Origin of the sequence: Enterobacter ludwigii, assembly GCA_023023105.1 — a bacterium.
Taxonomy (GTDB): domain Bacteria; phylum Pseudomonadota; class Gammaproteobacteria; order Enterobacterales; family Enterobacteriaceae; genus Enterobacter; species Enterobacter adelaidei.
Genome location: CP083824.1, coordinates 4551778 through 4572246 on the forward strand (window position 1 = coordinate 4551778; position 20469 = coordinate 4572246).

The 20469-nt window shown below is 55.0% G+C and carries 14 protein-coding genes; 6 read left to right on the forward strand and 8 right to left on the reverse strand.

Translation table 11 applies throughout. The features are described from left to right. Positions 1–9: 9 nt before the first annotated feature. From argE to LCD46_22090, 3 genes are all read left to right on the forward strand, one after another. Positions 10–1161 (forward strand): acetylornithine deacetylase, encoded by a 1152-nt coding sequence (argE, locus tag LCD46_22080; GenBank protein ID UOY70657.1) that lies wholly within the window; start codon positions 10–12, stop codon positions 1159–1161. Between the two features lie 246 nt (positions 1162–1407). After that, positions 1408–4059: a phosphoenolpyruvate carboxylase gene (gene ppc / locus LCD46_22085; protein UOY70658.1), complete on the forward strand. Its 2652-nt coding sequence runs from the start codon at positions 1408–1410 to the stop codon at positions 4057–4059. Between the two features lie 54 nt (positions 4060–4113). Continuing rightward, the gene (locus LCD46_22090; GenBank protein ID UOY73034.1) at positions 4114–4962 is read left to right on the forward strand and encodes an AraC family transcriptional regulator; all 849 of its coding nucleotides are present in this window, start codon (positions 4114–4116) and stop codon (positions 4960–4962) included. Here LCD46_22090 and LCD46_22095 read toward each other — a convergent pair. Genes LCD46_22095 through LCD46_22115 form a run of 5 tightly spaced genes read right to left on the reverse strand, consistent with a single transcriptional unit; the run spans position 4949 to position 9910 of the window. Next, a complete protein-coding gene (locus tag LCD46_22095) occupies positions 4949–5305 on the reverse strand; it encodes a PTS fructose-like transporter subunit IIB (GenBank protein UOY70659.1) in 357 nt (118 codons plus the stop codon). The genes LCD46_22090 and LCD46_22095 overlap by 14 nt on opposite strands. A 2-nt stretch (positions 5306–5307) precedes the next feature. Continuing rightward, a complete protein-coding gene (locus LCD46_22100; GenBank protein ID UOY70660.1) occupies positions 5308–6183 on the reverse strand; it encodes a [formate-C-acetyltransferase]-activating enzyme in 876 nt (291 codons plus the stop codon). Beyond that, the gene (locus tag LCD46_22105) at positions 6149–8443 is read right to left on the reverse strand and encodes a formate C-acetyltransferase (GenBank protein ID UOY70661.1); all 2295 of its coding nucleotides are present in this window, start codon (positions 8441–8443) and stop codon (positions 6149–6151) included. Before LCD46_22105 ends, LCD46_22100 begins: the two co-directional genes overlap by 35 nt. 52 nt (positions 8444–8495) lie before the next feature. Then, on the reverse strand, positions 8496–8816 hold the full coding sequence (locus tag LCD46_22110; protein UOY70662.1) for a PTS fructose-like transporter subunit IIB: 321 nt from the start codon (positions 8814–8816) through the stop codon (positions 8496–8498). A 14-nt stretch (positions 8817–8830) separates the two neighbouring features. Then, positions 8831–9910 (reverse strand): PTS fructose transporter subunit EIIC, encoded by a 1080-nt coding sequence (locus LCD46_22115; GenBank protein ID UOY70663.1) that lies wholly within the window; start codon positions 9908–9910, stop codon positions 8831–8833. A gap of 306 nt (positions 9911–10216) precedes the next feature. Here LCD46_22115 and ptsP point away from each other — a divergent pair, with 306 nt between their 5' ends. The 3 genes from ptsP to LCD46_22130 are packed head-to-tail and all read left to right on the forward strand — an operon-like array spanning position 10217 to position 14511. Next, a complete protein-coding gene (gene ptsP / locus LCD46_22120) occupies positions 10217–12718 on the forward strand; it encodes a phosphoenolpyruvate--protein phosphotransferase (protein ID UOY70664.1) in 2502 nt (833 codons plus the stop codon). A gap of 14 nt (positions 12719–12732) precedes the next feature. Then, positions 12733–13395 (forward strand): fructose-6-phosphate aldolase, encoded by a 663-nt coding sequence (fsa, locus tag LCD46_22125; GenBank protein ID UOY70665.1) that lies wholly within the window; start codon positions 12733–12735, stop codon positions 13393–13395. A 12-nt stretch (positions 13396–13407) separates the two neighbouring features. Further along, positions 13408–14511, forward strand: coding sequence for a glycerol dehydrogenase (locus LCD46_22130; GenBank protein UOY70666.1), 1104 nt, complete (start codon positions 13408–13410; stop codon positions 14509–14511). A 52-nt stretch (positions 14512–14563) separates the two neighbouring features. Here the strand turns inward: LCD46_22130 and katG are convergent, their stop codons facing one another. The 3 genes from katG to LCD46_22145 form a co-directional block, all read right to left on the reverse strand. Continuing rightward, a complete protein-coding gene (gene katG, locus LCD46_22135) occupies positions 14564–16735 on the reverse strand; it encodes a catalase/peroxidase HPI (GenBank protein ID UOY70667.1) in 2172 nt (723 codons plus the stop codon). Between the two features lie 207 nt (positions 16736–16942). Then, positions 16943–17833, reverse strand: a complete 891-nt coding sequence (gene metF / locus LCD46_22140) for a methylenetetrahydrofolate reductase (GenBank protein ID UOY70668.1) — start codon at positions 17831–17833, stop codon at positions 16943–16945. A gap of 203 nt (positions 17834–18036) precedes the next feature. Then, the gene (locus tag LCD46_22145; GenBank protein UOY70669.1) at positions 18037–20469 is read right to left on the reverse strand and encodes a bifunctional aspartate kinase/homoserine dehydrogenase II; all 2433 of its coding nucleotides are present in this window, start codon (positions 20467–20469) and stop codon (positions 18037–18039) included.

Below are 20469 nucleotides of genomic sequence, written 5' to 3' on the forward strand. Positions count from 1 at the left end.
GTGTCAACAATGAAAATGAACTTACCGCCATTTATCGAGATCTACCGCGCCCTGATTGCCACACCGTCCATCAGTGCAACCGAAGAAGCGCTGGATCAGAGCAATGAGTCTTTAATCAATCTGCTGGCGGGTTGGTTTAGCGATCTTGGGTTTAACGTTGAGGTTCAGCCCGTCCCCGGAACCCGCCACAAATTTAACCTGCTCGCCAGCACCGGAACCGGTGCGGGCGGCCTGCTGCTGGCCGGTCATACTGACACCGTACCGTTTGACGACGGCCGCTGGACGCGCGATCCGTTCACCCTGACCGAACATGACAACAAGCTCTACGGTCTGGGCACCGCCGACATGAAAGGATTCTTCGCCTTTATCCTCGACGCGCTGCGTGACGTCGACGTGACGAAACTGAAGAAACCGCTCTACATTCTGGCGACCGCCGATGAAGAAACCAGCATGGCGGGCGCTCGCTACTTCTCTGAAAACACGTCGATTCGCCCGGATTGCGCGATCATCGGCGAGCCAACGTCTCTGCAACCGATTCGCGCGCACAAAGGCCATATCTCGACGGCAGTGCGCGTGCTGGGCCAGTCCGGCCACTCCAGCGACCCGGCGCGCGGCGTGAATGCCATTGAGCTGATGCACGATGCCATCGGCCACATCATGCAGCTGCGTGATTCCCTGAAAGAGCGCTATCACCATGATTCGTTCACCGTTCCTTATCCGACGCTGAACCTCGGTAGCCTTCACGGCGGCGATGCCTCCAACCGTATCTGCGCCTGTTGCGAGCTGCACATGGATATCCGCCCGCTGCCGGGTATGACGCTGAGCGATCTGAACGGATTACTGACAGAAGCCCTTGCACCGGTGAGTGAACGCTGGCCAGGCCGTCTGACGGTTTCCGATCTGCATCCGCCAATTCCGGGCTATGAGTGCCCGCCGGATCACCAGTTGGTCGACGTGGTGGAAAAACTGCTCGGCGAGAAAACCGATGTGGTGAACTACTGCACCGAAGCGCCGTTTATTCAAACGCTCTGCCCGACGCTGGTCCTTGGCCCTGGCTCCATCAACCAGGCCCACCAGCCGGATGAGTATCTGGAAACTCGCTTTATCAAGCCAACCCGCGAACTGATTACTCAGGTTGTGCATCACTTCTGCTGGCATTAATGACCTTTCCCCTCTCATCTGAGAGGGGAAAATCTCGCGATCTCCGTCACATTCCCATAAGCATCACTTATCTGACGCGAAGCGAATTAAATTTCGTAAATTACCCACATTTATTCGTTTGCTGAACCGTTTTCGCAGCAATTGACGACGGGGGTTTTACGTGGCTTTATAAAGGGAGATGACAAAATAATGTCCAGAAGAGTTTCGACTGGGCATAAACAAAAATGATGGGGTGACTGGGTTTTTATGAACGAACAATATTCCGCGTTGCGTAGTAATGTCAGTATGCTCGGCAAAGTGCTTGGAGATACCATCAAAGATGCGTTGGGGGAGAACATCCTCGACCGTGTTGAAACCATCCGCAAGCTATCGAAATCTTCTCGTGCAGGTAATGAGGCCAATCGTCAGGAGCTGCTAACCACGTTGCAGAACCTCTCTAACGATGAGCTGTTACCCGTTGCACGCGCATTCAGCCAGTTCCTTAACCTGGCAAACACCGCTGAGCAATACCACAGCATTTCGCCAAATGGCGAAGCTGCCAGCAACCCGGAAGTCATTGCCCGTACGCTTCGTAAACTCAAAGATCAGCCAGGCCTCAATGAAGACACCATCAAAAAAGCGGTGGAGTCCCTTTCGCTGGAGCTGGTACTGACCGCGCACCCAACCGAAATCACCCGTCGTACCCTGATCCATAAAATGGTGGAAGTGAACAACTGCCTGAAGCAGTTGGATAACAAAGACATCGCTGACTACGAGCGCAACCAGCTGATGCGCCGCCTGCGCCAGCTGATTGCCCAATCCTGGCACACCGATGAAATTCGTAAGCATCGCCCAAGCCCGGTTGATGAAGCCAAATGGGGCTTTGCGGTGGTAGAAAACAGCCTGTGGGAAGGGGTTCCTAACTACCTGCGCGAGCTGAACGAACAGCTGGAAGAGAACCTGGGCTACCGCCTGCCGGTGGATTTTGTTCCAGTGCGCTTCACCTCCTGGATGGGCGGAGACCGCGACGGCAACCCGAACGTGACCGCAGAGATCACCCGTCATGTCCTGTTGCTGAGCCGCTGGAAGGCCACCGACCTGTTCCTGAAAGACATTCAGGTACTGATTTCCGAACTGTCGATGGTTGAAGCAACACCGGAACTGCGCGAGCTGGCTGGTGAAGAAGGTGCCAGCGAGCCGTATCGTTTCCTGATGAAAAAACTGCGCAGTCAACTGATGGCTACTCAGGCCTGGCTGGAAGCACGACTTAAAGGCCAGCGCCTGCCAAAACCCGAAGGTCTTCTGAGCCAGAACGAACAGCTCTGGGAGCCCCTGTACGCCTGTTATAAATCTCTGCAGGCCTGTGGGATGGGCATCATCGCGAACGGTGAGTTGCTTGATACCCTGCGCCGCGTGAAGTGTTTTGGCGTACCGCTGGTGCGTATCGATGTGCGTCAGGAGAGCACCCGTCATACCGAAGCCCTGGGCGAACTGACCCGCTATCTCGGCATCGGCGATTATGAAAGCTGGTCCGAAGCCGACAAGCAGGCCTTCCTGATCCGCGAACTGAACTCCAAACGTCCTCTGCTGCCTCGCAACTGGGAGCCAAGCAACGACACCCGCGAAGTTCTCAACACCTGTAAAGCGATCGTTGATGCGCCGAAAGGATCGGTGGCGGCCTATGTGATCTCCATGGCGAAAACGCCGTCCGACGTGCTGGCCGTTCATCTCCTGCTGAAAGAAGCCGGTATCGACTACGCCCTGCCGGTCGCGCCGCTGTTTGAAACCCTCGATGACCTGAACAATGCCAATGATGTCATGACCCAGTTGCTGAACATCGACTGGTATCGTGGCTTTATTCAGGGCAAACAGATGGTCATGATTGGCTATTCTGACTCCGCAAAAGATGCGGGCGTAATGGCAGCATCCTGGGCCCAGTACCAGGCGCAAGATGCACTGATTAAAACCTGTGAGAAAGCCGGTATTGAGCTGACCCTGTTCCACGGACGCGGCGGTTCCATTGGCCGTGGCGGTGCACCTGCTCATGCCGCACTGCTGTCACAACCGCCGGGAAGTCTGAAAGGCGGCCTGCGCGTGACCGAGCAGGGCGAGATGATCCGCTTCAAGTACGGTCTGCCAGAAGTCACCATCAGCAGCCTGTCGCTTTACACCAGCGCTATTCTGGAAGCGAACTTGCTACCGCCGCCGGAGCCAAAAGCGTCCTGGTGTCATATTATGGACGAGCTGTCAGATATCTCCTGCGATCTGTACCGCGGCTACGTGCGTGAAAACAAAGACTTCGTACCTTACTTCCGTTCAGCGACGCCTGAGCAGGAGCTGGGTAAACTGCCGCTGGGCTCACGTCCTGCGAAGCGTCGCCCAACCGGTGGCGTAGAATCCCTGCGTGCTATCCCGTGGATCTTCGCCTGGACGCAGAACCGTTTGATGCTGCCAGCCTGGCTGGGTGCCGGTGCCGCGCTGCAGAAAGTGGTAGAAGATGGCAAACAGAGCGAGCTGGAAGCTATGTGTCGCGACTGGCCATTCTTCTCAACCCGCCTGGGTATGCTGGAGATGGTCTTCTCGAAAGCTGACCTGTGGCTGGCGGAATACTACGATCAGCGCCTGGTGAAACCTGAGCTGTGGGCACTGGGTAAAGAGCTGCGCGAACTGCTGGAAGGTGACATCAAAGTGGTGCTGGATATCGCCAACGACTCACACCTGATGGCGGACCTGCCGTGGATTGCCGAGTCTATTCAGCTACGTAACATCTATACCGACCCGTTGAACGTCCTGCAGGCAGAACTGCTGCATCGTTCGCGTCTGGCGGAAGAAGAAGGTAAAGAGCCGGATCCACGCGTTGAACAGGCGCTGATGGTGACGATTGCAGGCGTTGCGGCAGGTATGCGTAACACCGGCTAATGCTTTATGCCCGGCAGCGCTGCGCTTGCCGGGCAATACCTCGGTATTCACATCATGCACCACGATATCACCCACATCCTGACTGACCTGATAAACGGCACGTTGCCTCTACGTCAGGTGCATTTTGCAAACTCAACATCCTCCGTTCCCGCACTTGCCTTGCAGGTCGATTTTCCTCGTCTGGAGATCGTGCTCGAAGGTTCGGTGAAAGACCTGGCTGCTTCCGTTTTACAGCAGGGTGATGTTTTATACGTTCCTGCTGGCGGCTGGAATGATCCGCAATGGCAAAAGCCCGCGACGACGTTGAGCATTCTGTTTGGCAAACAACAACTTGGGTTTAGCCTCCTGCACTGGGATGGCGTTGAGGTCCGTAACCTGGCAAAACGGCATGTTGCCCGCAGAGGTCCTCGTATTGGCTCATTCCTGCTGCAAACGCTCCATGAAATGCAGATGCAGCCGCATGAGCAGCAAACCGCACGGCTGATTATCGCCAGCCTGCTTAGCCACTGCGTCGACCTGCTGGGCAGCCAGATCCAAACCGCCTCGCGTAGTCAGGCTCTGTTTGAAGCGATTCGGGTCTATATTGACGAGCACTACGCCGCGCCGCTAACCCGTGAATCCGTGGCGCAGGCGTTTTACATCTCCCCCAACTATCTGTCGCATCTCTTCCAGAAAACAGGTGCAGTGGGTTTCAATGAATACCTGACGCATACCCGGCTGGAACACGCGCGTCAGTTGCTGAAAGGGTATGATTTAAAAGTGAAAGAGGTGGCACATGCCTGCGGGTTTGTTGACAGTAACTATTTCTGCCGGTTGTTCCGTAAAAACACAGAGCGATCCCCGTCAGAATACCGTCGCCAGTATCACAGCCAGCTAACAGGGAAAGTGGCTAGTCCAGAATGAGCTGAGTATGCTGCGGTGCGGAAAACATTTTACGCACCGCTCCCATCACCCTTTGCGGGTCACGTAAAAAGGCGTTAATCCCGCACTTCACGTAGCGGGTATGTTCGAAGCGTTCACTGCCAGCCAGTTCGATATCCGCGATCAGTAGAACAACATCGGCGCGACGAATATCGTCATCTGTGAGCTCGTTTTCAACGCCCAGAGCTCCCTGCGTCTCAATGTGAACGCTCCACTTCTCATGCAGGCAGAGTTTTTCAAGCCTTTCGGCTGCCATATAGGTATGTGCAACGCCACTGACACAAGCGGTCACCGCCACCAGGTGACGTTCCGTTATCACTGCCATACTTAACCTCCTACGGTGACATGGAAACCTTCGCGCTCAGCCATTTGACGCATCGCCGCAACCTCACTTTCTGTTGGCGGAACCACTTGCCGCATCCCCCACTCCTGACCAAGGAGACGATACTTTGGTTCCCCGTACTGATGGAACGGCAGTAAATGCAGTTGCCGTATTCCAGAAGGTAACAGAAACGCCAGCACGCGAGCCATGTTCGTTTCATTGAGCGTAAAACCCGGAATAAGCGGCACGCGAGGGATCACATTTACTCCGTCTGCCACCAGTTGCATAAAATTATCGAGCACTCTGGGCAGATTCATTGCTACCACTGAACGCGCCAGCTCCGTATCCATTATTTTCAAATCAAACAGCACTTCATCACACTGGTGCGCCAGTGGCAGTAAGCGAGATAAAGGCGCATCTCCTGCCGTTTCGATGGCTGTATGCACGCCATATCGACGCAGCCTCTGCAAAAGCAGTGTCGCAAAAGGTGCCTGCATCAACACTTCCCCTCCGGAGAGGGTGACGCCACCACCCGAAGAACGGAAGAACACATCGTCTTTCATTACCTCACGTTCGAGCACATCGAGCGTAACGTCTCTTCCAATATGCTCGAACGCGCCAGAAGGGCACTCATTAGCATCCCGCAGACAGGGGCTACAGTGCAAACATTTGCTCACGCGGCGCACTGTCTCGATTTTCGGTGAGATCGACTCAGGATTAGCACACCAGGGGCAGCGGTGAGGACAACCTTTAAAAAACACTACCGTACGAATGCCACGCCCATCATTCAACGAATAGCGCTGAATGTTGAAAATACGCGCCGCATTGGCGCGCGTTTCAACCTCGTCACAGCTGATGTGCTGTGCGACGGATAATGTCATCCTGGATCTCCTTCGATAACTCAACAAAGAAGGTGCTGTATCCGGCAACCCGGACGACCAACCCGGCAAAATCCTGTGGGCGCTGCTGTGCTTCGCGTAGCGTGTCCGCGTTAACGACGTTGAACTGGATATGTTGCAGTTTAAGCTGGGTGAACGCGCGCAGAAAATCCGCCAGCTTTTGCAGCCCGGCATCGCCTTCCAGCGTCGCAGGCGTGAATTTAACGTTCAGAAGTGTACCGTTAGATAATAAATAGTTATCCAGCTTACTCACCGATTTCAGTACCGCCGTCGGGCCCTGCATATCTTGCCCGAGCATAGGAGAGAGCCCACCGTCTGCCAGCTGCTCACCTGCCAGGCGACCATCCGGTGTGGCACCCACGACTGCGCCCAGCGGTACGTGTGCCGACACGGTATATGAACCGGGGGTAAATTGCCCACCACGCGGGTTGCGGTATTTTTCGACCTCTTTACAGTAATGGCGCAGCAATTCAGCGCTGATATTGTCGACATCATCAATATCATTGCCGTATTTTTCGAAGCGGTTGATCAGCCTTGCACGCACTTTCTCGCCTTCAGGGGTGGCAAAATTGGCTTTTAACACGGCTAATAGCTCATCAAAACTTAAGCGTTGCTGTTCAAAAACCAGCCCTTTCAGAGCATGCAATGAGTCACTCAAATTCGCTATCCCTATCCCCTGCACGCCAGAGAAGTTATAGCGTGCACCGCCGTCGGTAATATCTCTCCCCGTAACCAGGCAATCACTGATAAACGAAGAGAGAAGCGGAACGGGCGCCCAGTCGCGGTGGCCGATATCGCAGATATTGCTCCCCTCGACCATCAGCGCAATGTAGTGATTAATTTTGGCGCGAATATGTCTCAGCAACTCTTCATAACTGAGATCCGCATTGCCTTCGTTCTCCTGCATCGCAATTTCCATGACTTTCAGCAGGTTAAACATCGCGATATCGTGAAGACCGTAGGTTTTACCCGGAATGGACAGTTCAACGCAGCCGACAACGGCGTAATCACGCGCATCTTCAAGTGACACACCACGATTCAGAAAAGCTGGCACCACCACTTCATCGTTAAATATCTGCGGAATACCGGTTCCCAGGCGGATCGTCTCTGCAGTTTTGAGCAGGAAAGGTCGATCAATAAGTTCGTTCACTCGCACGCCAAGGTTGGGCTGCGGAAGCTGAACGCTCTGGTAGGCATCCAGGCACAGGAAGGAAAGCACATTCACCGCACTGCGACCACTCTCCGTCAGGCCGCCCAGCAGTGCAGTATATCCCGTCGGAAATCCGGCAAAATAACGTGCGCTGCTGGTCGAACGTAATAACACCACGTCATTGCACTTCACCCACAATGATTCCAGAAGTTCTTTCAGAAACGAAGGATCGTCACCTTGCGAGAGCGAAGCCTGATAAAACGGCAACATATACTGATCAAAGCGCCCGATGGAGAGCGAGCTGGCGTTAGATTCGTACTGTAAAATAACGTTCATGTACCAGAATAGCTGACACGCCTGCCAGAACGTTTGCGGTTTATGCTGAGCGTTATGACGAGAGTTTTCCGCAATCTTGAGTAATTCCTCGCGTCGAGAGCCATGGCTGATGGCAGCGACGTCTTCAGCCAGCACTGCATAGCGCAGAATGTGGCGCTGCGAGGCTTCAAGCAGAATCAGCGCCGCGGCATAGAAGGTGTTCTCCGTATCGCGGGTGCAGTGTTCACGCATTTCCTCTACCAGCGCACCCAGACCATTATTCAGCAGGCGTGGGTAATCAATGATGATATGCCCCTGCCCTTTATCCGTCTGATTGACGCTAAAAATCTGTGTCCCCACGGCGGCTTTCACTTCATCCGTCATCTGGCTGTTGATGAAATCTTTCATCGACCGTTTTTCCCACCAGGGATACAGCACTTCACGGTAGATCCGCTTATCCTCGTCGCTAATGTCGAAGCGATCCTGGGGTCGTGTGGCAAACTGATCCAACTCCTTAAGCAGCCAGTACGGGTCCATCTCAGGGGACATAATTCCTGCGCGCGGTTTAACGGTGCGGTTTCCGGCAATCAGTTCCTCATCACGAATCGCGATATTCACATGGTCGAGAATGTACGCCGTGGCTTTCGCGCGCCTGAGCATAACCGGCTCGCCTTCCGTCTGCTGATAACTGGCGGTATAGAGCAAAGCACGCTCAAGTGAGATTTCGCGCGGGTTAGCAAAGAGTGCGTCTTTCAGACGCTGGGTACGATTCGTCATGAGGTAACTCCTGTAACGGAAAAACGAGCCCGCCCCGAAGGGCGGGAGAGCATCAGGCGGTTTGTGTCAGGTGGGCATCAATTTTGTTCATGATGGCGTCAGCACGCTTTACCGCGTCGCTAATGTTGACGCGCACGATGGTTTTCCCGCTAAAACGCTCTTCGAATTTAATGCCGATATCTTTAGTCAGGATCACCATATCCGCTGCGGCGATATCCTCAGCCGTCAGTTCGTTCTCAAGACCTATCGACCCCTGCGTTTCAACTTTCACTTCCCAGCCTTTGGCTTTAGCGGCACTTTCCAGTGCTTCGGCCGCCATATAGGTATGCGCAACGCCTGACGGGCATGCCGTTACTGCGATAATTCGGGCCATGTTCTCTTCCTCATTCAGTTAATTTCGAAATCCAGATCCAGGTCGTCCTCTTTTTCTTCGACCTGTTTTGCATTCTTGCGGGCAATACTTTTCAGCACGTTAACGCTGATGGCGGTAACCACCGCACCCACGGCTACTGCCGCGATGTAGCCCATTTTGCCCTCCACCACAGGGAGAACGATAAGCCCACCCCATCCGGCATAACATTGTGCGCCCATCACGGCAGCCGTCACTGCACCGCACGCGGAGCCCAACATGATGGAAGGGATCACGCGCAGAGGATCGGCTGCAGCAAATGGAATCGCCCCTTCGGTGACCCCCACGCAGCCCATCACCAGTGCCGCTTTACCCGCTTCACGCTCTTCACCAGTAAAATTCTTGCGATTAATGAGCGTCGCCAGGCCTAACCCCAGCGGAGGCACACAGATACCCACCGCTGCGATTGCCACAACGGTGTAGACGCCCTGGGCAACACAAATCAACATAAAGGCATAGGCCACTTTGTTAATTGGCCCCCCCATATCGAAGGCCAGCATCAGCCCCATGATGACGGCCAGCACAACGATGCTGCCCTGCTGCATTCCTTGCAGCCACTGAGTTAACCCCGTGGTCAACGCCCCGACAGGCTCACCCAGGCCCCACATCATGATGCCCGCGGTAAGAAAAGTGCCGATGATAGGGATGATGAAGATAGGCATGACTGAGCGCAGCACTTTCGGAACCGGCAGTTTCTTCAGATACCAGACAACTATCCCACCGAGTATCCCGGCAATAATGGCGCCGAAGAAACCCGCACCGAAGCTGTTACCAACCCAGGCCGCAATGGCGCAAGGTGCAAGCGCGGCACGTTCGGCAATGGAATAGCCAATATAGGCGGCGAGGAAAGGGACCATCAGCGTTAACCCGGCCACGCCGATATCGAACAGTTTTTTCAGGTTGGGATCGGTTGCTGCATCCGGTACCGCGCCTTTGCCGTACAACATGACTGAAACCGCCAGCAAAATTCCGCCTGCAACCACGAACGGAATCATGTGCGACACACCTGTCATCAGATGCTGCCGCGTGTTCTTGAGAATATGCACCAACTCTTTCATATGTCGCTCCTGGCCTAAAACCCTAAAGGTGTTGTGGCAAACAATAGGCAATCAGATAGTCGGCGGACAGGAGACAAAAAGGCCATTTACTGGATTTTTGTAATGTTGAAATGAAAATGCGATCCGCCTCGACATTTCGCACAGACGGAAGCGTAAGACAAACCATCACAACCTGTGAGTCAAATCTCACTTTTCGAGTGATATTACATTTGTCCAGTTTTTGGCAGATTTGTCACATGGCGCGCGTCATCACCGCACTCGTATGCTGTTCCCCAATTAATGATGATTGGTTTGAGGAGTGTGTGTATGGCTCTGGTAGTGGAATTTACCTGTGAATTACCCAACGGGGTTCACGCGCGTCCGGCAAGTCATGTGGAAACGCTGTGCAATACGTTTAGCTCACAAATCGAATGGCACAACCTGCGCACTGGCCGTAAGGCCGATGCCAGAAGCGCACTGGCTCTTATTGGTACCGATACGCTGGCAGGTGATGCATGTCGCCTGGTGATTCAAGGGGAAGATGAGCAAAACGCCCATCAACAACTGGAACACTGGATCCGGGAAGAGTTCCCGCACTGTGATTCACCACTCGCAGAAACCATCACTACCGAGCTTGATCCATTACCAGAATCCCTCACGCGCCTTAACCCAACGCTGTTCCGCGCCATGCCTGTTTGCAGCGGTAGCGCCCAGGGTATTCTGACCTTACTGACCTCGTTGGATCTCAATGCACTGACTGATTTACCCGATGCGAAAAATGTTGAAGAAGAGCAGTCTGCGCTGAATAACGGTCTCACCCTGCTGGTGAAAAACATTGAGTTGCGTGCGATGGACAGCGAGAGTACCGCCAGCGCCATTCTCGATGCGCATCGATCGCTGGCGACGGATACCTCACTGCGCCAGCATCTTCTTGCAGGCGTGAGCCAGGGACTGAGCTGCGCGCAAGCAACAATCGCTACTGCAAACCATTTCTGCGATGCGTTTTCTCGTTCCAGTAGCAGCTACCTGCAGGAGCGGGTACTGGATGTGCGCGATGTCTGCTATCAACTTTTACAACACATTTATGGAGAACAACGCTTCCCGGTGCCAGGCCAGTTGACGCAGCCGACCGTCTGCCTTGCAGACGACCTCACTCCCGGTCAGTTCCTGGAACTGGATAAAACATTACTCAAAGGGCTGCTGTTAAAGAGCGGCGGAACCACTTCGCACACCGTTATTCTTGCGCGCTCCTTCAATATTCCCACGCTGGTCGGCGTCGATAGCGAAGGTCTTCTTCAATGGCGCAACCAGCCTGTCTTCGTAGATGGCAATGCGGGCGCGGTTGTGGTCAATGCCAGTGATGCGGTGGTGCGCTACTATCAGCAGGAAGCACGAGTACAACAGGCGATCCGCGAGCAGCAACGCATCTGGCTTGATCGGGAAGCCAGAACATCAGATGGCCTGCGCATTGAGATTGCCGCGAACATCGCTCATGCAGTGGAAGCCGTGGCGGCATTTGGTAACGGTGCCGAAGGCGTTGGCCTGTTCCGCACCGAAATGCTGTATATGGATCGCACCAGCGCCCCCGGTGAAAACGAGCTGTACAACATTTTCTGCCAGGCCCTTGAAAGTGCAAATGAGCGCAGCATTATCGTGCGTACTATGGATATCGGAGGCGATAAACCGGTGGAGTACCTGAACATACCGGCAGAAAACAACCCCTTCCTCGGCTACCGCGCAGTACGTATCTACGAAGAGTATGCAACGCTTTTCACCACCCAGCTTCGGGCGATCCTGCGCGCCTCTGCTCACGGCAACCTGAAGATCATGATCCCGATGATCTCCTCCATGGAAGAGATCCTGTGGGTTAAAGAGAAGCTTGCCGAAGCGAAGCAGCAGCTTCGTACTGAACATATTCCATTTGATGAAAAAATCCCGCTCGGCATCATGCTGGAAGTGCCCTCGGTGATGTTCATCATCGATCAATGCTGTGAAGAAATTGATTTCTTTAGTATCGGCAGCAATGACCTGACGCAGTATCTCCTGGCCGTCGACCGCGACAATGCCAAAGTCACGCGCCATTACAACAGCCTGAACCCGGCTTTCCTGCGCGCTCTGGATTACGCGGTACAGGCCGTCCATCGCCAGGGAAAATGGATTGGCCTGTGCGGTGAGCTGGGTGCAAAAGGTTCTGTGTTGCCATTGCTGGTAGGTTTGGGCCTGGACGAGCTCAGTATGGGGTCGCCTGCTATCCCGGCGACCAAAGCGCGCCTGGCCCAGCTTGATAGCCGCGCCTGCCGCCAGTTGTTGAACCAGGCCATGGCGTGTCGCACCTCGCTTGAAGTGGAACACCTGCTCGCCCAGTTCCGCATGAATCAGCAGGATACGCCGCTGGTGACGCCACGCTGCATTTCTCTGGATAACGACTGGAACAGCAAAGAAGAGGTCATGAAAGGCATGACCGATAACCTTTTGCTCGCTGGGCGTTGCCGCTATCCGCGCAAGCTGGAAGCCGATCTGTGGGCGCGCGAAGCCGTATTTTCTACCGGGCTGGGTTTTAGTTTTGCCATCCCACACAGCAAATCGGAGCACATTGAGCAATCCACCATCAGCGTTGCACGCCTGAAAGCCCCCGTCATGTGGGGAGATGAGGAAGCGCAATTCATCATCATGCTGACGCTGAACAAACACGCCGCAGGCGACCAGCACATGCGAATTTTCTCACGCCTGGCACGTCGCATCATGCATGAAGATTTCCGCAACGCGCTGGTGAACGCCAGCTCCGGGGAGGCTATTGCTTCTCTGCTGCAACACGAATTAGAACTTTAATACGAGGAAGAGTGATGGAACTGTATCTGGATACCGCCAACGTGGCGGAAGTCGAACGCCTTGCACGCATTTTTTCCATTGCGGGCGTGACCACTAACCCAAGCATTATCGCTGCCAGCCGTGAATCCATCTGGGACGTGCTGCCGCGCCTGCAAAAGGCCATCGGGCCGGACGGCACGCTGTTTGCCCAAACCATGAGCCGCGATGCAGAGGGCATGGTGGCGGAGGCTAAACGCCTGAGTAATGTCATACCGGACATTGTGGTCAAAATTCCGGTGACAGCTCAGGGGCTTATCGCGATTCAGGTTCTGAAAAAAGAGGGCATTACCACGCTGGGTACCGCCGTATACAGCGCAGCACAGGGGTTACTCGCCGCACTGGCAGGAGCAAAGTATGTGGCCCCGTATGTCAACCGCGTCGACGCTCAAGGCGGTGACGGTATTCGTATGGTGCAAGAACTGCAATCCCTGCTTGAAATGCATGCGCCAGAGAGCAAGGTACTTGCCGCCAGCTTTAAAACTCCGCGACAGGCGCTGGACTGCCTGCTTGCCGGCTGTGAAGCAATCACGCTTCCTTTAGATGTAGCGCAACAAATGCTCGGCACCCCGGCGGTAGAGTCAGCCATAGAGAAGTTCGAGCAAGACTGGAAAAACGCGTTTGGTAACCTCAACCTCTAAGGGAGAACTGTTATGGACCGTATCATTCAATCGCCGGGGAAATACATCCAGGGCGCTAATGTGCTTACCCGTCTCGGCGACTATCTGAAGCCACTAGCACAGCGCTGGCTGGTAGTCGGCGATAAATTTGTACTGGGCTTTGCTGAAGAGACTTTACGGCAGAGTTTCAAAAACGCAGAACTGCATGCTGAAATCGCACCGTTTGGTGGCGAATGTTCGCAAAATGAAATCGATCGACTGAAAAAACTGGCAGACAGTGCTGACTGTATGGCGGTACTGGGTATCGGCGGCGGAAAAACGCTGGATACTGCCAAAGCGCTGGCTCACTTTATGGACGTGCCGGTCGCCATTGCCCCGACTATAGCCTCCACTGATGCGCCGTGCAGCGCGCTTTCCGTGATTTATACCGACAACGGCGAGTTCGATCGCTACCTGATGCTACCGCACAACCCGAACATGGTTATCGTCGACACCAATGTGGTTGCAGGAGCACCACCACGTCTGCTGGCTGCGGGGATTGGCGATGCACTGGCCACCTGGTTTGAAGCACGAGCCTGTTCCCGCAGTGGCGCAACCACCATGGCAGGAGGCAAATGTACGCAGGCTGCGTTAGCGCTCGCCGAGCTGTGCTACAACACGCTGATTGAAGAGGGTGAAAAAGCGATGCTGGCGGCGGAACAGCACGTCGTAACACCGGCGCTGGAACGCATCATTGAAGCCAATACGTATCTCAGCGGCGTCGGTTTTGAAAGCGGCGGGCTTGCTGCAGCACACGCCATTCACAACGGCATGACGGCAGTGCCGGACGCACATCACTTCTATCATGGTGAAAAAGTCGCATTCGGTACGCTGACGCAGCTGGTACTGGAAAACGCCCCGGTAGAAGAAATAGAGACCGTCGCGGCGCTTTGTCACAGCGTTGGTTTGCCCATCACGCTGGCACAGCTGAACATCAAAGAGGATATCCCGGCTAAAATGCGTCTGATTGCGGAAGCCTCCTGCGCGGAAGGCGAAACCATTCATAACATGCCGGGCGGCGTGTCGCCGGACCAGGTTTACGCGGCACTGTTGGTTGCCGATCAGTACGGACAGCGGTTCTTACAGGAGTGGGAATAGTCGCAGCCCACATGGTGTTAAAAAAATCCCCGCCGAAGCGGGGATTTTTTATTTACTGCAGGTCGAAACGATCCAAATCCATCACTTTCGCCCATGCTGCAACGAAGTCACGGACAAACTTCTCGCTGGCATCGCTGCTGGCATAAACTTCTGCCAGCGCGCGCAGGACGGCATTAGAGCCGAAGACCAGATCGGCTCGGGTCGCGGTATATTTCACTTCACCGCTGGCGCGGTCGCTACCGGCAAACAGTTCGTTTGACTCATCGGTCGCTTTCCATTGGGTATTCATATCCAGCAGATTGACGAAGAAGTCATTACTCAGCACGCCCTCGCGGTCGGTGAACACGCCATTCTTGCTGCCATCGAAGTTAGCACCCAATGCACGCAAGCCACCCACCAGCACCGTCAGTTCAGGCGCGGTCAGCGTCAGCTGTTGGGCCTTATCAATCAGGAGTGATTCCGTGGTCGAGGCATTAACCTGGGCACGATAGTTGCGGAAGCCATCAGCAATCGGTTCGAGCAGGTTAAACATCTCGATATCCGTCTGATCCTGACGTGCATCCACACGGCCTGGTGTGAACGGTACAGTGACATATACGCCTGCCGCTTTCGCGGCTTGCTCCACGCCTACTACGCCCGCCAGCACGATAATATCTGCCAGGGAAGCTTTGTTAGTGGTGCGCTGAATAGCTTCCAGAGCAGGAAGTGCACGAACCGCTGCGGCGTTCACATCCCAGTCACGCTGAGGCGCCAGCGCCAGACGTGCGCCATTGGCACCGCCACGCTTATCGCCGCCGCGGAAGGTTGAAGCAGACGCCCAGGCAACAGAAACCAGCTCGCTTACGGAGAGACCCGATGCCGCAATTTCCGCTTTCAGACTTTCAATATCTTCCTTCGAAGGGTTGAACACCGCCTGTGGCAGCGGATCCTGCCAAATCAGATCTTCTTTCGGCACTTCCGGACCAATGTACCGCGCTTTTGGCCCCATATCACGGTGGGTCAGTTTGAACCATGCACGTGCGAAAGCTTCGTTGAAAGCCTGCGGATCGTTCAGGAAACGACGGGAAATTTTTTCGAATTCCGGGTCAAAACGCAGCGTCAGGTCGGTGACCAGCATGGTTGGTTTGCGTTTTTTCGACGGGTCGAACGGATCAGGCATAATGTCCGGCGCATTTACGGCTTCAAACTGAATGGCACCGGCCGGGCTACGTGTCTGCACCCACTCATATTTGAACAGGTTCTCGAAGAAATAGTTGCTCCACTGGGTCGGGGTTTGTGACCAGATGACTTCCAGACCAGAGGTGATAGCATCTTCGCCAACGCCAGAGCCGTGCGTGCTATGCCAGCCAAGACCCTGCGCCTCAATCGGTGCGGCTTCCGGATCAGCACCTACATGGGTCGCTTCTCCTGCACCGTGGGTTTTACCGAGAGTATGCCCCCCTGCAATCAACGCGACGGTCTCTTCGTCATCCATACCCATGTTACCAAAGGTGGCGCGAATCGCCGCTGCCGCTGACAGCGGTTCGCCGCTGGCATTTGGCCCTTCCGGGTTAACGTAAATCAGGCCCATTTCGGTTGCGCCGAGTGGACGCTTCGCCAGCTCTTCCGGATCGCGGTGCTTCAGCCAGGTCGTTTCGTCGCCCCAGTTAACGTCCATATCCGGTTCCCAGACGTCTTCACGCCCGGCACCAAAACCAAAGGTGCGGAAACCCGAGTTTTCCAGCGCCACGTTACCCGCGAGGATAAACAGGTCAGCCCAGGAGATTTTTTGCCCGTATTTTTGCTTAATTGGCCACAGCAGGCGGCGTGCTTTATCCAGGCTGACGTTATCAGGCCAGGAGTTCAGCGGCGCAAAGCGCTGTTGACCGCGTCCTGCACCACCGCGCCCATCAACGGAGCGATAGGTGCCTGCACCGTGCCAGGCCATACGAATAAACAGACCTGCATAGCTGCCCCAGTCGGCTGGCCACCACGGTTGAGAGTCGGTTAAAAGTGCTTTGAGGTCGCCTTTAAGCGCAGAGTAATCAAGTTTGCTGAATTCTTTGCGGTAGTCGAAGTCTTCACCCAGAGGGTTCGAACGGTTGGAATGTTGGTTAAGAAGGTCGACACGGAGTTGTTTTGGCCACCAGTCACGGCTGCTGGTACCTGCCCCCGCGCTCTGATCGTGACCGCCCTGATGGAACGGGCATTTGCCGACTTTATTGGTATCGTCTGACGTGCTCATCGCTATGCTCCCTTTTACAGTGTTACCGTTACGATATACGCCCTTATTGATAAGGTACAGTTGGGATAACCCACAGATTCGATAGTTAATTCCGTTTAATTACACTTTGAAAATTTGTGACTTTTTTACGTCTTTGGCAGAATTGCCGATATGACAGGAAAATAAAACCCTTATAAATCAAAAAACCCTCCGAAGAGGGCTTTTTTGTTACACGCCTGGTCTAACACCGAGCGTGTGGCATATGGCGTAACTCATCTCCGCACGGTTCAGCGTGTAGAAGTGGAAATCCTTCACCCCTTCACGACTTAAAATCTTCACCATGTCCATCGCGATATTTGCGCCCACCAGCTTGCGTGTTTCCGGGTCATCGTCCAGCCCTTCGTACATTTTAGACATCCAAAGCGGAATGCGCACATTCGTCATGTCAGCAAATTTCTTCGCCTGTTTGAAGTTAGAGACCGGCAGAATACCTGGGATGATTTCAACGTCGATGCCTGCGGAAACACAACGGTCACGGAAGCGCAGGTAGCTTTCCACATCAAAGAAGAACTGGGTAATCGCGCGGTTTGCACCGGCTTCCACTTTACGCTTCAGGTTAAGCAGATCGGCCTGGGCGCTTTTCGCTTCCGGGTGAACTTCAGGATAAGCGGCAACGGAGATATCAAAATCGGCCACGTCTTTCAGCAGCGCGACCAGGTCGGCAGCATACATTTCCGGCTTACCGCTACCCGGCGGCAGGTCACCGCGCAGGGCAACAATATGACGAATGCCGTTGTTCCAGTAATCCTGGGCGATAGCACGCAGTTCATCACGGGTTGCGTCAATACAGGTAAGGTGCGGGGCCGCTTCCAGACCGGTGCGATCTTTAATGCCTTTAATGATGCTGTGCGTACGGTCACGCTCGCCGGAGTTTGCACCGTAGGTTACGGAGACAAACTTCGGTTTCAGGCTGCTCAGGCGATCGATAGAGCTCCACAGAGTTTGCTCCATTTCACTGGTGCGCGGCGGGAAAAATTCAAAAGAGACGTTAATCTGGCCGTTTACTTCGGCCAGGCTCTGATTCAGGGCTTCCCGCTGGTTGGCGTGAAAAAAGCTCATACCGTACCTCTATCAATCGCGTGTCGTTGTGTGTTGTTTTGTGAACTTCTATACGTTTAGACGTCCAGATGTAAAAATGACGGAAAAGCGGGGGGACGTCAACAGAAATAATCAACAATAACGGTGAGGTTTGCTCAGGGAATATGAGGAAAATTCATGATGAGGGTAATTCCCTCTCCCGGAGAGAGAGGGAAATTCAGGCGTTACAGTAACTTAGCCAGGCGGTTGATGTCGGACTGGATCGCGCCGGCGGTCACATCGCGCCCCGCCCCCGGACCGCGGATCACCAGTGGGTTATCACGATACCAGCGGCTTTCGATCGCGAAGACGTTATCGCACGGCAAAAGTGCTGCCAGCGGATGTTCAGGACGCACCGCCTCAACACCCACACGCGCTTTTCCGTTGGCCTCAAAACGCGCCACATAGCGCAGTACCAGCCCCATCTCGTTCGCCGCTTCCAGACGCTGTACCATCTGCTCGTTAAGCTCTTCACCATTTTCAAAGAAATGGTCTATAGAACCTTCTTCACAGCCAGCAGTCACCAGTGATTCGACGCGCACGGAATCCGGTTCGATGTCGTAACCGGCTTCACGCGCGAGGATCACCAGCTTACGCATTACGTCTTTACCGGAGAGGTCAACGCGCGGATCGGGCTCGGTTAAGCCCTGCTGCCACGCCTGATCCACCAGGTCGGTGAACGGTACGGTGCCGTCAAACTGCAGGAACAACCAGGAGAGCGTGCCGGAGAAGATACCGCTCAGCGCCAGAATACTGTCGCCGCTTTCAATCAGATCACGCACGGTGTGGTTAACCGGCAGGCCCGCGCCCACGGTGGCGTTATAGAGCCAGTGACGACCTGTTTTTTCAAACGCGTCGTGGATCTGACGGTATTTATCGGTGCTGCTTGCCCCCGCCAGCTTATTGGCGCTAATGACGTGGAACCCATGGCTGGCGAAATCAAGATACTGATCGGCCAGTTGTTCGCTGGCGGTGACATCCAGCACTACCAGATCGTCATACGGGTGCGCACGCATCCACAGGAACAGCGACTCTTCATCCTGCTCGACGGCTTCATCATTAAAGAAGGCAAGCGCACGGCTGGCGTCCAGCCCTTCGTAGTTCAGCAGGCTGCGGCGGCTATCCACCACGCCAGCGAGAATAAATTCAAACCCGGTACGTGCAGAGAGAGTGACCTGTTCGCGGGCAAACAGCTCCAGCCAGCGGGAACCGATGTTGCCTTTACCGAACAGCACCAGGCCAATGCGTTTTTCCGCGCGGAACAGAGAGGTATGCAGACCCTGAATCAGGCTCTCGGTAGGCCCTTTACGCAGCACGGCGACCAGGCTGATGCCCTCTTCCGACTGCCAGGTGAACTCAACCGGCTGTCCCTTCAGTTGCTGCCAGAAACGGTGGCAGTGCAGCGGGTTACGGGTGACGCCCGCGCCCACCATCGCCACCAGCGCCAGCCCCTGACGCAGGCGAAGCTCGCCCGGCAGGCCCGCTTCATCCAGAATTTTCAGCGCGCTGTCCGCCACTTCTGCGGTATAGCAGAACTGCAGCAGCTGGCGGTCGTTATGCACGCCAACGGCCAGCGGACGTACCTGAGCACGCTTTAACACCAGGTCGATGTCCTTATGTGCCAGTTTGAAATCCTGTCCTGCCGGAACCTGGAACTCAATCAGACAGATGTCGTCGTGGCTGGTAACAATACGCGCCCCGGTACCGGAAGCCAGCACGCGCTCAATGCGCGTGGAGCCCTGATCCGGGGTGTAACTGCAGCGCAGCTGCAAGTCAATATCGCTGCCGGAGACTGGCTGCAGCGTGCGCGCGTGCAGTACCGGTGCCGCCAGACGTGCCAGTTCGCTGGCTTCGTCGAGACGCAGCAGCGGCAGTAAACAGGCATCTTTCACTTTGCGCGGGTCGGCGCTGTAAACACCAGCCACGTCACTCCAGATGGTGACGCGGGACACGCCCGCCAGAGCACCGATTTGCGTTGCAGAGTAGTCGGAGCCGTTACGCCCCAGCAGCACCGTTTCGCCCGCGTTGCTGCGGCTGATAAAGCCGGTGACGACAATGCGTTTACCTGGATGTTGCACCAGCAGCTGTTGCAGTAACGGGTAAGACAATCCTTCGTCGACCTGCGGCTGTGCAGCACGCTCAGCGCGCAGGAAATCGCGCGCGTCGAGCCAGGCGGCTTCAACACCAAGATGTTGCAATACGGCAGCCATCAGACGCGCAGACCACACTTCCCCGTGGCCGACCACTTCGGCATACACCGCTTCGGTAATGCCGCTGTCCAGCAGGGCAGCCAGACGCTCAAGGTCATGGGTGAAGGCACTGATCAACCCGTCCGCTACGTCTGCAGGCAGCAGGCCGGCAATCAGCTCGCTCTGATAACGACGTAAGGACTGTTGCACCTGATGCGCAGAAAGGCGATCGGTCTGGCTCAATTTCAGCCAGCTAATCAACTGGTTGGTGGTGCTGCCCGCCGCAGAGACAACCATCATGTCCCCCGGCTGCGAATACTCTGTCATGATCCCTGCGACACGCAGATAACATTTCACATCAGCAAGACTACTACCACCAAACTTGTGCAGCTGACGACCCTTCGCCCCTGCCTGCGCTATCACACTCAT

What these genes read in the sequence shown, in the direction of transcription:
- LCD46_22130 (UOY70666.1), top strand. Translation starts at nt 13,408, where the DNA reads ATGGACCGTATCATTCAATCGCCGGGGAAATACATCCAGGGCGCTAAT.
- LCD46_22100 (UOY70660.1), bottom strand. Translation starts at nt 6,183, where the DNA reads ATGACATTATCCGTCGCACAGCACATCAGCTGTGACGAGGTTGAAACG.
- LCD46_22090 (UOY73034.1), top strand. Translation starts at nt 4,114, where the DNA reads ATGCACCACGATATCACCCACATCCTGACTGACCTGATAAACGGCACG.
- LCD46_22095 (UOY70659.1), bottom strand. Translation starts at nt 5,305, where the DNA reads ATGGCAGTGATAACGGAACGTCACCTGGTGGCGGTGACCGCTTGTGTC.
- ppc (UOY70658.1), top strand. Translation starts at nt 1,408, where the DNA reads ATGAACGAACAATATTCCGCGTTGCGTAGTAATGTCAGTATGCTCGGC.
- LCD46_22105 (UOY70661.1), bottom strand. Translation starts at nt 8,443, where the DNA reads ATGACGAATCGTACCCAGCGTCTGAAAGACGCACTCTTTGCTAACCCG.
- LCD46_22110 (UOY70662.1), bottom strand. Translation starts at nt 8,816, where the DNA reads ATGGCCCGAATTATCGCAGTAACGGCATGCCCGTCAGGCGTTGCGCAT.
- argE (UOY70657.1), top strand. Translation starts at nt 10, where the DNA reads ATGAAAATGAACTTACCGCCATTTATCGAGATCTACCGCGCCCTGATT.
- katG (UOY70667.1), bottom strand. Translation starts at nt 16,735, where the DNA reads ATGAGCACGTCAGACGATACCAATAAAGTCGGCAAATGCCCGTTCCAT.
- LCD46_22145 (UOY70669.1), bottom strand. Translation starts at nt 20,469, where the DNA reads ATGAGTGTGATAGCGCAGGCAGGGGCGAAGGGTCGTCAGCTGCACAAG.
- ptsP (UOY70664.1), top strand. Translation starts at nt 10,217, where the DNA reads ATGGCTCTGGTAGTGGAATTTACCTGTGAATTACCCAACGGGGTTCAC.
- metF (UOY70668.1), bottom strand. Translation starts at nt 17,833, where the DNA reads ATGAGCTTTTTTCACGCCAACCAGCGGGAAGCCCTGAATCAGAGCCTG.
- fsa (UOY70665.1), top strand. Translation starts at nt 12,733, where the DNA reads ATGGAACTGTATCTGGATACCGCCAACGTGGCGGAAGTCGAACGCCTT.
- LCD46_22115 (UOY70663.1), bottom strand. Translation starts at nt 9,910, where the DNA reads ATGAAAGAGTTGGTGCATATTCTCAAGAACACGCGGCAGCATCTGATG.